Origin of the sequence: Pseudohoeflea suaedae, from assembly GCF_004354915.1 — a bacterium.
GTDB lineage: Bacteria > Pseudomonadota > Alphaproteobacteria > Rhizobiales > Rhizobiaceae > Pseudohoeflea > Pseudohoeflea suaedae.
The window spans coordinates 364191-378124 of record NZ_SMSI01000001.1; the positions used below are offsets into that span (position 1 = coordinate 364191).

Here is a 13934-nt window from a genome sequence, read left to right on the forward strand (position 1 = left end):
CGGATTTCATTCAGGGAAGCGACAAGATGGAAACGATGCAACTCCCCCAGCTGGTGACCATTTTCGGCGGCTCCGGTTTTGTCGGACGCCACATCGTGCGGGCTCTGGCCAAGCGCGGCTACCGCGTCCGGGTGGCGACCCGGCGTCCGGATCTGGCGTTCCATCTCCAGCCGCTCGGCAATGTCGGCCAGATCATGCCGGTCCAGGCCAATCTGCGTTATCGCGATTCCGTCGATGCAGCCGTGGCCGGCGCCGACCATGTGATCAACTGCGTCGGCATCCTTTCCGAGAGCGGCCGCAACACGTTTGATGCCGTGCAGGATTTCGGTGCGCGGGCAATTGCCGAAGCTGCCCGGGCGGCCGGCGCGACGCTCACCCACATCTCGGCCATCGGCGCGGATGCGGAGTCCGAATCCGGCTATGCGCGCACCAAGGGTCTTGCCGAGAACGCAATTCGCAAGATCAAGCCCGATGCCGTGATCCTGCGTCCTTCCGTCGTGTTCGGCCCCGAGGATGATTTCTTCAATCGCTTCGCCGAGATGGCCCGCTTCTCGCCGGTCCTGCCGCTCATCGGCGGCGGCCATACCAGGTTCCAGCCGGTCTATGTCGGCGACGTCGCCGAAATGGCCGCCCGCAGCGTCGACGGCCTCCTGAGCGCAGGCACCACCTACGAACTCGGCGGTCCGGAAGTGCTGACTTTCCGCGAATGCCTCGAAGAAATGCTCGACGTCATCCATCGCCAGCGCGGCTTCGTGACGCTTCCCTGGGGCCTGGCGTCGTTCATCGGTTCGGTCGCCGGCCTGATCCCCTTCATAAATCCGCCGATTACCGCCGATCAGGTGATCAACCTGAAGGCCGACAATGTGGTCTCCAAGGATGCCGTCGACGAAGGCCGGACGCTGAAGGGCCAGAACATTCGCGCCACCTCCATCGAAGCGATCCTGCCGTCCTATCTCGTGCGTTACCGTCCGCACGGCCAGTATTCGAGGGCAGGCAAGAGCGCCTGACCTCCGGCAGGGCCGCCGGATGATCGAGGCAGGGCTGATCGCACTGCTCCCCGACGGCGTCGGCCCTTTCGGCGCAGGCATTCTTGTGCTTGCGAGCTTCTTCACATCGGCATTGACGGCCTCCGCGGGTGTCGGCGGCGGCCTGGCGCTTCTCGGCCTGATGACCTACATCGTGCCGATCACCGCGCTCATACCCGTGCACGGCGTGGTCCAGCTCGGCTCGAATGCGGGGCGCTCCTTCCTGATGCGCGCCCATATCGCCTGGGCGTGCCTGCTTGCGTTTCTCGTCGGTGCCGTGCCGGGAGCCGTTCTCGGCCGTTTCGCCGTCGGCGTGCTGCCCGAAACGGCGATGCAAACACTGCTCGGCGTCTTCATTCTGGTGCTGACATGGGTGCGGCTGCCGAAGATGGAGGGGATATCGGGCAAGGGCTTCGCGGTCACCGGCTTCATCACCACCGCGATGACGATGGTCTTCGGCGCGACCGGGCCATTCAACGCCGTCGTGCTCTCAAAGGCGTTTGCCGACCGTCTGACCCTGGTTGCCACGATGGCTTCGGTCATGACGGCCCAGCATCTGGTCAAGATCGTCGTGTTCGCGATTGCCGGTTTCGCCTTTGCCGACTGGGCGCCGCTTCTGATCGCCATGATGGCCACCGGCTTCGCCGGCACCTGGGCCGGACGTCACCTGCTCGTGAAGATGTCCGAGGAGCGCTTTCGGCTCGTCTTCAATATCGGCCTGTCGCTGCTGGCGCTCGATCTGATCCGGCGTTCGCTGGGCTGAGAGATCAGCCCACCAGCCAGAGGCCGATCAGCCCTGCCGTACCGACCGCGATGCGCCACCAGGCAAACGGCGTGAAGCCGTGGCGCGACACGAAGTCGAGAAGCCCGCGCACCACGAAGACGCCGGCAATGAAGGCGACGATGAAGCCGATCACGATGGCGGTGATGTCGTCCTGACCGAGATACTGGTAGTTCTTGTAGAGGTCGTAGGCGAATGCGCCGGCCATGGTCGGCATGGCGAGGAAGAACGAGAATTCCGCCGCCGAGCGCTTGTCCGCGCCGAGAAGCAGCGCGCCGACGATCGTCGCGCCGGATCGCGAGGTGCCGGGAACCATGGCGAGGCACTGGAAGAAACCGATCGCGAGGGCCAGCCACAGCGGATATTCCATCACGTCCGTATAGCGCGGCTTCAGCGCCATGCGATCGACCGCCATCAGGATCACGCCGCCGACGATCAGTACGATGCAGATCAGCGCCGGGCTTTCGAACAGCACCGACTTGATGAAGTCGTGGGCCAGCGCACCGATCACGGCGGCGGGCAGAAAGGCGAGCAGAATGGCTCCGACGAACTTCCGCGCCTTCGGGTCGCTGGGCAGAGCCTTGGCGATATTGAGGAGCCGGACGAAATAGACCGACAGGATCGCCAGGATCGCGCCGAGCTGGATCAGCACCTCGAAGGAGTTGCCGGGAGACTTGAAACCGAGGAAATGGCCTGCGAGAAGCAGATGCGCCGTGGACGAGACCGGTATGAACTCTGTGAGACCTTCGATGAAGCCGAGAAAGGCAGGTTCAATGAGGCTCGCATCGGCCATGAGGCATCTCCGATCGACAAAATTCCGCCGTGCTGGGGGAACATGTTTGAGTATATGGTGATTCGCTTGTCATCACCGGCCAATCCCTATAGCTCTAAACGCAGAGATGTGACCAGACCGCCCATCGTCATGTCCCAAATCATTGAGTAGCAATCGCAGATGCCCGTTCTGTACCACCATCCCGTTTCCGCCGGATCCCGCTTCATTCGTCTCGCAATCGGCGAGATAGGCTATGATTGCGAGATGCTCGAGGAGCTCTACTGGGAGCGCCGCCCGGACTTCCTGCGGCTCAATCCGGCCGGCCTGCCCCCGGTCCTCGTCACCGAGAACACCTATGCGATTTGCGGGCCGACGGTGATTGCCGAATATCTCGACGAGACCCATGGCGTGCTCAAGCGCGACAAGCGCCTGATGCCGGAACAGCCCTATGCGCGGGCCGAATCGCGCCGGCTTGTCTCCTGGTTCCTCGACAAGATGGACCATGACGTCACCACCCCGCTGGTCCGCGAGCGGATGCTCAAGCCGCAGATGCCGATCACCATGGGCGGCGGCTCGCCCGATTCGAAGATCCTGCGTGCCGCGCGGGCCAATATCCGCCAGCACATGAAGTATCTTTCCTGGCTTGCCGGTACCCGGCCCTGGCTTGCCGGCGACAAGTTCACCTATGCCGACCTGGCGGCTGCGTCGGCTGTGTCCGTGCTCGATTATCTCGGCGAAATCGAATGGGCAAACTACCCGCACGCCAAGGAATGGTACCAGCGCATCAAGTCGCGTCCCGCCTTCCGTCCGCTGCTGGCCGATCGCGTCCGCGCGCTGGCGCCCGTCGCCCATTATGCGGATCTTGACTTCTAGCCGTGGCGGCAGAGGCGGACATACCTGGCCTGCCGCGAACCATCGATCCTGCGCGACTGAACCGGTTCCTCGCCGCCGAAGCGGCCCGGCTTGGCTTTTCGGCTCATGGCGTCGCCGATCCCTCCCGGCTGACAAAGACAGATAGCCGGCTAAGGGAATTTCTCGCGCTCGGCCGCCACGGATCCATGGAGTGGCTTGCCGACAGGGCGGACGAACGTGCCAATCCGCGAAATCTCTGGCCCGAGGTCCGCTCCGTCGTCATGCTGGGGATGAACTACGGGCCGCAGGGCGATCCGCTCGAGCTTCTCGGGCGCAAGGACCGGGCGGCGATTTCGGTCTACGCCCGCAACCGCGATTACCACGATCTCATCAAGGGTCGGCTCAAGGAATTCGCCGGCCGGCTGGTCGCCCGTTTCGGCGGCGACGTGAAGGTTTTCGTCGATACGGCGCCGGTGATGGAAAAGCCGCTGGCGGAGCTTGCGGGGCTGGGCTGGCAGGGCAAGCATACCAATCTCGTAAGCCGCGACTGCGGCTCCTGGCTTTTCCTCGGCGCGATCTTTTCGACCCTGGAACTCCCGGCGGATATGCCGGAAAAGGATCATTGCGGGTCCTGCCGTGCCTGCCTCGACATCTGCCCGACAAACGCCTTCCCCGCAGCCTACCAGCTCGATGCGAGGCGCTGTATCTCCTATCTCACGATCGAGGCGAAGGAGCAGGTGCCGCACGAATTCCGGCGCGCCATGGGCAACCGCATCTATGGTTGTGACGATTGTCTCGCCGCCTGTCCCTGGAACAAGTTCGCCGGGCAGACGAACGAGGCCAAGCTTGCCGCGCGGCACGATCTCGAAGCTCCGCCGCTGGCCGAGCTTCTGGCGCTGGACGACGCATCGTTCCGGTCCTTCTTTTCAGGCTCGCCGATCAAGCGGATCGGTCGCGACCGCTTCATTCGCAACGTGCTGATCGCGGCAGGCAACAGCGGGCAACATGCGCTCGTCGAACCCGTCAGGGCTCATCTTTCCGATCCCAGCCCGCTGGTGCGCGGCATGGCTGTCTGGGCGCTTTCCAGGCTTCTGCCGCACCATGAATTCGCAACGCTCGCCGAAGCTGCGGTGAACGAAACCGAGCCCGAAATTGCCGCCGAATGGCGTGCCGGTCTCGAACCCACAGGACGACCGCAATGAAACTTCTCGTTCTCGGCGCAGGCTTTTCAGGCCGCGCGATTCTCTCCGAACTGGCGCCGGAATGTGAAAGCGCCATCGGCACCACGCGATCGGAGGGCAAGCGCGCCCTGATCGAGGCGACCGGGGCCAAATCCCTGATCCATGACGGCGCGATCAGCGACGAACTGGCCGCCGCCATGGCATCGGCCACCCATCTGGTCCAGTCGATCGCGCCCGACCATCAGGCCGAGACCGGTTCGGGCGACCCGGTGCTCGAAAACCTCAAGGGCCGCTTTTCGCAGGTCTTCCCGGCGCTCCAATGGGTCGGCTATCTTTCCACCGTCGGCGTCTACGGCGATCATGACGGGCGCTGGATCGACGAGGATGCGGAATGCCGCCCCGTCTCCGGCCGTTCGAAGGCACGGCTGGCCGCAGAGGAAGACTGGCGGCTTGCGGCAGCCGGTGCAGGTCGTCCTTTGGCCATCATCCGGCTTTCGGGCATCTATGGTCCGGGTCGCAACGGCTTCGTCAATCTCGCGGCTGGCAAGGCACGGCGTCTCGTCAAGCCCGGCCAGGTGTTCAACCGGATCCATGTCGCCGATATCGCCGGCGCCACCACCATGCTTGCGCGCGGGCAGGTTCCGGGCGTCTTCAACGTCACCGACGACAAGCCGGCTCCGCCGCAGGACGTGGTCGAGGAAGCAGCCCGGATTTCCGGCTTCGGCCTTCCGCCGGAAACAGATTTCGAGACCGCCGATCTCTCCCCCATGGCGCGTTCCTTCTACGGGGAGAACAAGCGCGTCTCCAATGCCCGCATCAAGGAAGCGGGCTATGCGTTCCGCTATCCGGACTACCGCGCGGCCCTCGCCGCGCTCTGGTCCGAGGGTACCTGGCAGGACTGACGGCAGGCGATAAAGTTACAGTCTGAAACGGCAAGTGAACGGCGGAACACTTTTTGGTCACGTTCCGCCCCTACCCGGCTTCTCGTCCGTCCTTGGGGGACGGGCCGGCAATCGAGGCAAGCCAAGGCTTTGCCAGCGGCCCGGATGGGCCAGCCTTGCCGGAAACGTGGTTCGGCGCATCGGCCGTTTCCTGAGCTCTCCGAGAGCCGGAAACCGCCTCCGGAATGCGCCCGCTCTGGGTAACACAGTCAATGAAATCTCTCGCATCGATCGCGCGCGTCGCGGCGCCTGTCACCGCATCGCTCGTATTTCTCGCCGCCTCCGCGGCGCCCTCCCTTGCCGACAACGGCTGTGGCAAGGCCTCATGGTACGCGCTTCATTCCAAGACCGCCTCGGGTGAACGCATGGACCCCTCAAAGCTGACGGCAGCCCATCGTTCGCTGCGTTTCGGCACCAAGCTTCAGGTCACCAACCGCAAGACCGGCAAGTCCGTTGTCGTACGCGTCAACGACCGGGGCCCGTTCATCCGCGGCCGTGTGCTCGACGTGTCCAAGGCGGCGGCAAGTCACCTCGGAATGGTCAATTCGGGCGTGGCCAATGTCTGCTTCAAGGTTCTGTCGTAGAGGCAGCAACCTGTCGGCGATCCGGCAAGCAAATTTATAGCTTGCCGGATCGTCTGCCGACTGTAGGATCGGCGGCATGAACGACATGCATGCCACTCGCGAGGCCGCCGATGGCCGCCTCGCACTCCTCAAGAAAGAAATCGAAGAGCGCCGCGACGACCTGGTCGAACTGACCCGGGATCTCTTGCGCATTCCCACGCTCAATCCGCCCGGCGAGAATTATCGCGATATCTGCGAGTTTCTCGGCAGGCGTCTGGGCGCCAGGGGCTTCGAGATAAAGCTCCTGCGCGCTGAAGGAACGCCGGGCGACAGCGAGCGCTATCCGCGCTGGAATGTCATTGCGCGCAAGGAAGGCCGAGGTCCCGGTCCCTGCATCCATTTCAATTCCCATATCGACGTCGTCGAGACCGGCGCCGGCTGGACCTTCGATCCCTTCGGCGGGGAAGTATCCGACGGCAAGATCTACGGTCGTGGCGCCTGCGACATGAAGGGCGGACTCGCAGCCTCCATCATCGCGGCTGAAGCCTATATCGCCGCGTTTCCGGATTTCCCCGGCGCCATCGAAATTTCCGGCACCGCCGACGAGGAGACCGGAGGCTTCGGCGGTGTCGCCTGGCTTGCCGAACAAGGCTATTTCTCGCCTGAGCGGGTTCAGCACGTCATCATCCCCGAACCGCTGAACAAGGACCGTATCTGTCTCGGCCATCGTGGCGTCTGGTGGGGCGAGATCACCACGCACGGCCATATCGCCCACGGCTCGATGCCGTTCCTGGGCGATTGCGCCGTCCGCCACATGGGCGCGGTCCTGGGCGAGATGGAAAAGAGCCTGTTCCCGACACTCGCAGCCCGTCGCACCGACATGCCGATCGTGCCCGAAGGCGCGCGGCAATCGACCATGAACATCAACTCCTTCCATGGCGGCCAGGCCGAACCGGAAGAGGGGTTCACCGGTTTTCCGTCGGCCTGCGTGCCGGACTCGGCCCGGATGATCATCGATCGCCGTTATCTGGTGGAGGAAAAGGGTGACGAGGTTCGCGCCGAGATTGTCGATCTTCTCGAGAAGGTTCGCTCCGAGCGCGACAATTTCCGCTATGATCTCAAGGAGCTCTGGCACACGCCGCCGACCGTGACGAGCAAGGACGCGCCGGTGGTCAGCGCCGTCGAGCGCGGCATAAGGCAGGTCCTCGCCTGCGAACCCGTTCACGTGCTGTCGCCCGGAACCTATGACCAGAAGCATATTGACCGCATCGGCCGGTTGAAAGACTGTATCGCTTACGGTCCGGGCATACTCGATCTCGCGCACCAGCCCGACGAATATGTCGGGATCGACGACATGGTGGATTCAGCCGTCGTCATGGCGCTCGCGATCGACGATCTTCTGCACCGGGCACAGTGACCCAGGGAGAGAATTGTATGAACATGTCGAAATCCCTCGCCGCCGTCTCGGCGCTTGCAGTGGCGCTCGGTCTGGCAGTCATGCCGGCCCAGGCCGCCAGAACGGATATTTCCGTCGGCATGGTGCTCGAGCCGCCGAACCTCGATCCGACAGGCGGTGCGGCCGCGGCCATCGACGAGGTGGTCTACGCCAACATCTTCCAGGGGCTGACGCGCTTCAATTCAGACGGCGAAGTGGTTCCGGACCTCGCCAGGTCCTGGGACATTTCCGAGGACGGCCTGACCTACACGTTCCACCTGCAGGACGGGGTGACGTTTCACGATGGTTCGGCTTTCGACGCCGAGGATGTGAAGTTTTCGCTCGATCGCGCCCGTGGTGAGAATTCCACCAACGCCCAGAAGGCGCTTTTTGCCGAGATCGCCGAGGTCGAAATTGTCGACCCGCAGACCGTCAAGGTGACCTTGTCCGAACCCAATGGCTCGTTCCTGTTCAACATGGCCTGGGGCGATGCGGTGATCGTCGCGCCGGAAACGGCGGACAACAACGCCACCAATCCCGTCGGCACCGGTCCCTTCAAGTTCGGGGACTGGGTGAAGGGCGACCATGTCGACCTGACGAAATATGCCGACTACTGGGGCGAGCCCGCCAAGCTCGACAAGGTGACCTTCAAGTTCATCAGCGACCCGACCGCAGCCTTCGCCTCCGTCATGGCCGGCGATGTCGACGCCTTCCCGAATTTCCCCGCACCGGAAAATCTCCAGCAGTTCGAGGCCGATCCGCGCTTCTCGGTGATCGTTGGCTCCACCGAGGGCGAGACGATTCTCGCGATGAACAACAAGAAGCCGCCGCTCGACAACATCAAGGTCCGCCAGGCAATCGGCCATGCGATCGACCGCCAGTCGATCATCGACGGCGCCATGTTCGGCTACGGCACGCCCATCGGCACGCACTTCGCGCCGCATAACCCGGCCTATGTCGATCTGACCGAGCAGTCTGCCTACGATCCGGCATTGGCGCAGGAGCTTCTGAAGGAAGCCGGTGTCTCCGAACTGACCCTGTCGCTGAAACTGCCGCCGCCCTCCTATGCGCGTCGTGGCGGCGAGATCATCGCCGCCCAGCTCAAGGAAGCGGGCATCAACACCGAGATCACCAATCTCGAATGGGCGCAGTGGCTTCAGGAGGTCTTCAAGGACAAGAATTTCGATCTCACGGTCATCTCGCACACCGAGCCGCTGGATATCGGGATCTATGCCCGCGACGACTACTACTTCCAGTACGCCGATCCCGAGTTCAAGAAGATCATGGAAGAGCTGAACGACACGACCGATCCCGACAAGCGGACGGAACTGTTGCAGGCGGCACAGAAGAAGATCGCCGATGACGCGGTCAACGTCTATCTCTTCCAGCTCGCCAAGACCGGCGTCGCCAATGCCAAGATCGAGGGCCTGTGGGAGAATTCCCCCACCCAGGCCAACGACATGACCCAGATCTACTGGGAGGACTGATGGCAAGCCGGTCGCGCATGGTTGCCAGACCCGCCGCGACCGGCTTTCCGTCGCCCGCATGATGCCCCGCTTATGACCCTTTACCTGCTCCGCAGATTGCTTGCCCTGATGCTGACGCTGATTGCCGCCAGCATCGTGGTCTTTCTGGTCACCGAGATCATTCCCGGCGACCCGGCCTCCTTCATGATGGGCATCAATGCGGACCCGCAGGCGGTCGCAGCACTCCGCTCCGAACTCGGTCTCGATCAGCCGCTGGTGACCCGTTACCTCGCCTGGGTGATCGGCATGGTGCAGGGCGATTTCGGCCTCTCCTACACCTACAAGGTACCGGTCAGCGAACTCGTCGGCGACCGCATCCTGATCTCGCTTCCGCTGACCCTCTATGCGCTGCTTCTCTCGACGCTGATTGCCTTTCCGGCCGGCGTGGTTGCAGCCGCGCGCCGCAATACCGCTGCCGATTTCGCGGTGATCGGCGCTACCCAGCTGGGTGTCGCGATCCCGAATTTCTGGTTCGCCATGCTTCTGGTGCTTGCCTTCGCCGTCAATCTGCAATGGTTCTCCGCCGGCGGCTTTCCCGGTTGGGACGCAGGCTTCCTCGAAGCCATGAAGGCGCTCACCCTGCCGGCAATCGCGCTTGCATTGCCGCAAGCTTCCATCCTGGCCCGCGTCATGCGCTCATCGCTTCTCGATACGCTCGACGAGGATTTCGTGCGAACCGCCCGCGCCAAGGGGCTCACCCGCAGCCAGACGCTCTGGCGCCATGCGCTCAGGAATGCCCTGATCCCGGTTCTGACCATAGTCGGGCTGCAATTCTCCTTCCTGCTCGCAGGCGGCATCATTATCGAGAACGTCTTCTACCTGCCCGGCCTCGGGCGTCTCGTGTTCCAGGCGATAACCCAGCGCGACCTGATCGTCGTGCGCTCGGTGATCATCCTTCTGGTCTTTGCCGTGGTTGCCGTTACCTTCCTCGTCGATATCGCCTATGCCGTTGCCGACCCCCGATTGAGACGGAGGGCACGATGAGCGGGCATTCCCAGCAGGAAACCGGTTTCATCCGCGCGGCCCTCGGCCATCCGGCCTTTCTCGCGGGCCTGCTGCTGACCGCGCTTTTCGTGGCGGCCGCCCTCGTCTCCTTCGTCTGGACGCCCTTCGATCCGGAGAAGATGCAGATTGCTGCCAAGCTGAAGGGGCCTTCAACCGAACATTGGTTCGGCACCGATCATTTCGGCCGCGATGTCTTTTCCATGCTGATGGTTGGCGCGCGCGTGTCGATCGCCGTCGCCTTCGTTGCGGTGGGGATCGGCATCGGTTTCGGCGTGCCGCTCGGTCTTTATGCCGCGGCCAACCGCAACAGCCTGATCGACGAGATCGTCATGCGCGGCAACGACCTGATCTTCGCCTTTCCGTCGCTGCTGCTCGCGATCCTGATCACCGCGGTCTTCGGACCCGGCGCCATCAATGCGATCATCGCGATCGGCATCTTCAACATTCCGGTCTTTGCCCGCCTCTCCCGCGGGGCGGCACTCAGCCTCTGGACGCGCGAGTTCATCCTGGCCGCGCGTGTGGCCGGCAAGGGTGCGGCGCGGATATCGGTCGAGCATATCCTGCCGAACCTCATGAACCTTCTGATCGTGCAGGGAACGATCCAGTTCTCGCTCGCGGTTCTCGCAGAAGCCGGTCTCGCCTATGTCGGTCTCGGCGCGCAGCCGCCCACACCATCCTGGGGCCGCATGCTTGCCGAAGCGCAGACCTTCATCTCCCTCGCCCCGCACATGGCGCTGTTTCCGGGGCTGGCGATCGTGCTCACCGTTCTCGGCCTCAATCTGCTCGGCGACGGCCTGCGGGATCTGCATGACCCGCGCATCAGGAGGTCTCGCGGATGAGCGTTCTATCCGTCCGTAACCTGGCGCTTTCGATCGGCGGTACTCCGATCCTTCACGACGTCGATCTCTCGGTCGAAGCCGGCGAGATCCTTGGCGTGGTCGGTGAATCCGGCTCCGGCAAGTCGCTTACGGCTCTCTCGATCATGCAGCTGCTGCCGCGTTCGGCAAAATGGGCCGGCGAGATCGAGGTCGCCGGCAACAGTATCGGCGCGATGAACGAAAAGGCGCTGTGCAAGATGCGCGGGCGCGACGTCGCGATGATCTTCCAGGAGCCGATGACCGCACTCAACCCGGTCCATACGATCGGCCACCAGATCGCCGAGACGATCCTGATCCACAACGAATGCTCGCGCGCCCAGGCCAGCGAACGTGCCGCCGCGCTGATGCATCGCGTCGGTCTCGACCCGAAGAAGATCTCGCCCGATCGCTATCCGCACGAACTCTCCGGCGGCCAGCGCCAGCGCGTGGCCATCGCCATGGCGATCGCACTCAGACCGAAACTGCTGATCGCCGATGAACCGACAACCGCGCTCGACGTGACGACCCAGGCGCAGATCCTCGATCTTCTGCGCAATCTGGTGAAACAGGATCGCATGGGCATGATCTTCATCACCCACGATCTGGCTGTCATTTCCAACCTGGCCGACAAGATCGCGGTCATGCGGCACGGCGAGGTCGTGGAGGCCGGGCCGACCGACACCGTCTTCCGCGAGATGCGCCATGATTATACCCGCGCGCTGTTCTCGGCATCCGCCCATGTGCCCAAGCGCGAGGCGCACATCAATGCAGACGGCGAGCCGGTTCTCGCGGTCGACGAGGTGGTGCGTGAATATGCCCGCCCGCGCAAAAGCCTGTTTCAGGCGTCCAGGCCATTCCGCGCCGTCGACAGCGTGACGCTGAAGATCCGTCCGGGAGAGAATGTCGGCCTTGTCGGCGAATCGGGGTGCGGCAAGTCCACGCTTGCCCGCGCCATTCTCGCGCTCGACCGCCTTCAGGGCGGAAAGATCCTGCTCAACGGCCGGGTCTTCTCGCAAGCCGGGGCGGGCCCCGACATGAGACAGCGGGCCGGCGTGCAGGTGGTCTTCCAGGATCCCTATGGCTCGTTCAACCCGCGTCACACGGTGCGACGTCTCGTTGCCGAACCGCTATACCTGATCGAGAACGCGCCGGCCGGCGCGGAGCGCGAGGCGAAGATCACCCGCGCGCTTGAAGAGGTGGGGCTGCAGGCTTCCGACGCCGACAAGTACATTCACGAATTCTCGGGCGGCCAGCGCCAGCGTATCGCCATCGCGCGGGCACTGATCATCGAACCCTCGCTGATCGTGCTCGACGAGGCGGTCTCCGCGCTCGATGTCTCGATCCGCGCGCAGATCCTCGATCTTCTGGCCAGTCTCTCGACCCGGCTCGGCGTCTCCTACCTCTTCATCTCGCACGATCTGTCCGTCGTCCGCTCGATTACCGACAGGGTCATGGTGATGCGGGAAGGCCGGATCGTCGAGGAAGGCACCACCGAAGAAGTCTTCCTCGCGCCCAAGCACGCCTACACGAAGATGCTGATCGCGGCGACACCGGTTCTCAAGGCGCCGGCGGAAGCCTAGGCCCGAATATTCGCGATGGAAGTGGACGGAGGGCGTCGTATCTGACACAAGCCGCGCACGTGACAAAGGATCGGTGACGATCGCGACTTTTCGGTAGGAGAATTGACCATGCGTCTGGGCGGACGAATTCAGGCGGCGGCGGAAGTGCTGGCCGATCTCGCGGCGCGTCACCGTCCGGTGCCCGACGCCTTGCGCGACTGGGGCACCTCGCATCGCTTCGCCGGTTCCGGCGACCGTGCCGCAATCTCCAATCTCGTGCTCGACGTCCTGCGCATGAAGGCCTCGCACGCATGGCTGATGGACGACGAAGCGCCCCTGTCGCTCGTCACCGCAAGCCTCTTGCGCCAATGGGACTTTTCGCCAGAAAGCCTCGCCGGGGAACTCGGCGGCGACAAGTTTGCGCCCGAGCTGAAATCACCCGAAGACCTTGCGACCCTCATCGGCAAGGATCTGGGCGACGCGCCGGAGCACATCCAGGCCGACATTCCGGAATGGACGGTCGGGCATTTCAAGGCTGCCTTTGGCGAGACCTGGCTTGCCGAGGCGCAGGCGCTTGCCGGCCGCGCTCCGCTCGATCTGCGGGTCAACACGCTGAAGGCCGGGCGCGAAAAGGTGCTGCGCGGGCTCCAGGCACCCGGCGCGCACGAAACCCGCTTTGCACCCGATGGTATCCGCGTGCCCGCGCCCGAAGGCCCGCGCCGCCAGGCGGCGGCGACCTCGGAGGTGGCTTTCGCCAAGGGCTGGTTCGAGGTGCAGGACGAAGGCTCGCAGCTGGCCGCCCTCCTGACCGGCGCGCAGCCTGGCGAACAGGTGCTCGATTATTGCGCCGGCGGTGGCGGCAAGACCCTCGCCATGGCCGCAAGCATGGAAAATTCCGGCCAGATCCACGCCTATGATTCCGACCGCCGCCGTCTCGCCCCGATGGTCGAGCGGCTCAAGCGCGGCGGCGTGCGGAACGTTCAGCTGATCGAGGCGGCGGAAGGTCTTTCACCGCTCAAAGGCAGGATGGACCGCGTTCTGATCGACGCACCCTGCACCGGTACCGGTACCTGGCGCCGGCGTCCCGACGCCAAATGGCGGCTGTCGGAGGACAATCTCGCCAGCCGCATGGCCGACCAGGATGAGGTGCTCGACAAGGCCGCAGCCTTCGTGAAGCCCGGCGGTGTCCTGGCCTATGTCACCTGCTCGGTTCTGCCGCAGGAAAATACCGACCGCACGGCTGCCTTCCTCACGCGCAATCCCGGCTTTGAAACGCTCGAAGCCGCAAGGCTGTGGAGCGACAAGGTGGGCGCGGAAACGAACGCGCCGCTCGCCGCCGACAAGACGGGCCTGCTGCTGTCGCCGGCGCGGACTGAGACCGACGGATTCTTTCTCTCTGTTTTCAAGCGAAGGGCCTGAACCTGAAGCCTATTTAAG

The 13934-nt window shown here is 63.8% G+C and carries 13 protein-coding genes; 12 read left to right on the top strand and 1 reads right to left on the bottom strand.

Annotation, left to right across the window (positions count from 1 at the left end; genetic code table 11):
* Positions 1 to 26: 26 nt before the first annotated feature.
* Positions 27 to 1007 (top strand): complex I NDUFA9 subunit family protein, encoded by a 981-nt coding sequence (locus E2A64_RS01710; protein ID WP_133282718.1) that lies wholly within the window; start codon positions 27 to 29, stop codon positions 1005 to 1007.
* 19 nt (positions 1008 to 1026) lie between these two features.
* Positions 1027 to 1788, top strand: a complete 762-nt coding sequence (locus E2A64_RS01715; protein ID WP_133282719.1) for a sulfite exporter TauE/SafE family protein — start codon at positions 1027 to 1029, stop codon at positions 1786 to 1788.
* Between the two features lie 4 nt (positions 1789 to 1792).
* On the opposite strand, the gene E2A64_RS01720 is transcribed toward E2A64_RS01715, so the two are convergent.
* Positions 1793 to 2599: an undecaprenyl-diphosphate phosphatase gene (locus tag E2A64_RS01720; protein WP_133282720.1), complete on the bottom strand. Its 807-nt coding sequence runs from the start codon at positions 2597 to 2599 to the stop codon at positions 1793 to 1795.
* 159 nt (positions 2600 to 2758) lie between these two features.
* On the opposite strand from E2A64_RS01720, the gene E2A64_RS01725 reads away from it, so the two are divergent.
* The 10 genes from E2A64_RS01725 to E2A64_RS01770 all read left to right on the top strand — a co-directional run bounded on the left by E2A64_RS01725 (position 2759) and on the right by E2A64_RS01770 (position 13916).
* Complete coding sequence (locus E2A64_RS01725; RefSeq protein ID WP_133282721.1) at positions 2759 to 3451, top strand: glutathione S-transferase family protein; 693 nt, start codon at positions 2759 to 2761, stop codon at positions 3449 to 3451.
* Positions 3452 to 3453: 2 nt separating this feature from the next.
* A complete protein-coding gene (queG, locus tag E2A64_RS01730; protein WP_244598111.1) occupies positions 3454 to 4632 on the top strand; it encodes a tRNA epoxyqueuosine(34) reductase QueG in 1179 nt (392 codons plus the stop codon).
* Positions 4629 to 5513 (top strand): SDR family NAD(P)-dependent oxidoreductase, encoded by an 885-nt coding sequence (locus tag E2A64_RS01735; protein ID WP_133282722.1) that lies wholly within the window; start codon positions 4629 to 4631, stop codon positions 5511 to 5513. The genes queG and E2A64_RS01735 overlap by 4 nt, the downstream gene beginning before the upstream one ends.
* A 251-nt stretch (positions 5514 to 5764) precedes the next feature.
* Positions 5765 to 6136, top strand: coding sequence for a septal ring lytic transglycosylase RlpA family protein (locus E2A64_RS01740; RefSeq protein ID WP_133282723.1), 372 nt, complete (start codon positions 5765 to 5767; stop codon positions 6134 to 6136).
* Between the two features lie 85 nt (positions 6137 to 6221).
* Positions 6222 to 7532, top strand: coding sequence for an acetylornithine deacetylase/succinyl-diaminopimelate desuccinylase family protein (locus E2A64_RS01745; RefSeq protein ID WP_133284207.1), 1311 nt, complete (start codon positions 6222 to 6224; stop codon positions 7530 to 7532).
* Positions 7533 to 7549: 17 nt separating this feature from the next.
* Positions 7550 to 9037, top strand: a complete 1488-nt coding sequence (locus tag E2A64_RS01750; protein ID WP_206662411.1) for an ABC transporter substrate-binding protein — start codon at positions 7550 to 7552, stop codon at positions 9035 to 9037.
* A gap of 72 nt (positions 9038 to 9109) precedes the next feature.
* The gene (locus tag E2A64_RS01755; RefSeq protein WP_133282724.1) at positions 9110 to 10060 is read left to right on the top strand and encodes an ABC transporter permease; all 951 of its coding nucleotides are present in this window, start codon (positions 9110 to 9112) and stop codon (positions 10058 to 10060) included.
* Positions 10057 to 10920 carry an ABC transporter permease gene (locus tag E2A64_RS01760; protein ID WP_133282725.1) on the top strand — a complete coding sequence of 288 codons (864 nt, stop codon included), beginning with the start codon at positions 10057 to 10059 and terminating at the stop codon, positions 10918 to 10920. Before E2A64_RS01755 ends, E2A64_RS01760 begins: the two co-directional genes overlap by 4 nt.
* Entirely contained in the window at positions 10917 to 12518 is a 1602-nt protein-coding gene (locus E2A64_RS01765; protein WP_133282726.1) for an ABC transporter ATP-binding protein, read from the top strand. Before E2A64_RS01760 ends, E2A64_RS01765 begins: the two co-directional genes overlap by 4 nt.
* Before the next feature lie 108 nt (positions 12519 to 12626).
* Positions 12627 to 13916 carry an RsmB/NOP family class I SAM-dependent RNA methyltransferase gene (locus E2A64_RS01770; RefSeq protein WP_133282727.1) on the top strand — a complete coding sequence of 430 codons (1290 nt, stop codon included), beginning with the start codon at positions 12627 to 12629 and terminating at the stop codon, positions 13914 to 13916.
* Positions 13917 to 13934: the final 18 nt, after the last annotated feature.

Bases quoted from the DNA above. Each gene is read 5' to 3' on its own strand.
- E2A64_RS01710 (WP_133282718.1), top strand. From the start codon at position 27: ATGGAAACGATGCAACTCCCCCAGCTGGTGACCATTTTCGGCGGCTCC.
- E2A64_RS01715 (WP_133282719.1), top strand. From the start codon at position 1,027: ATGATCGAGGCAGGGCTGATCGCACTGCTCCCCGACGGCGTCGGCCCT.
- E2A64_RS01720 (WP_133282720.1), bottom strand. From the start codon at position 2,599: ATGGCCGATGCGAGCCTCATTGAACCTGCCTTTCTCGGCTTCATCGAA.
- E2A64_RS01725 (WP_133282721.1), top strand. From the start codon at position 2,759: ATGCCCGTTCTGTACCACCATCCCGTTTCCGCCGGATCCCGCTTCATT.
- E2A64_RS01735 (WP_133282722.1), top strand. From the start codon at position 4,629: ATGAAACTTCTCGTTCTCGGCGCAGGCTTTTCAGGCCGCGCGATTCTC.
- E2A64_RS01740 (WP_133282723.1), top strand. From the start codon at position 5,765: ATGAAATCTCTCGCATCGATCGCGCGCGTCGCGGCGCCTGTCACCGCA.
- E2A64_RS01745 (WP_133284207.1), top strand. From the start codon at position 6,222: ATGCATGCCACTCGCGAGGCCGCCGATGGCCGCCTCGCACTCCTCAAG.
- E2A64_RS01750 (WP_206662411.1), top strand. From the start codon at position 7,550: ATGAACATGTCGAAATCCCTCGCCGCCGTCTCGGCGCTTGCAGTGGCG.
- E2A64_RS01755 (WP_133282724.1), top strand. From the start codon at position 9,110: ATGACCCTTTACCTGCTCCGCAGATTGCTTGCCCTGATGCTGACGCTG.
- E2A64_RS01760 (WP_133282725.1), top strand. From the start codon at position 10,057: ATGAGCGGGCATTCCCAGCAGGAAACCGGTTTCATCCGCGCGGCCCTC.
- E2A64_RS01765 (WP_133282726.1), top strand. From the start codon at position 10,917: ATGAGCGTTCTATCCGTCCGTAACCTGGCGCTTTCGATCGGCGGTACT.
- E2A64_RS01770 (WP_133282727.1), top strand. From the start codon at position 12,627: ATGCGTCTGGGCGGACGAATTCAGGCGGCGGCGGAAGTGCTGGCCGAT.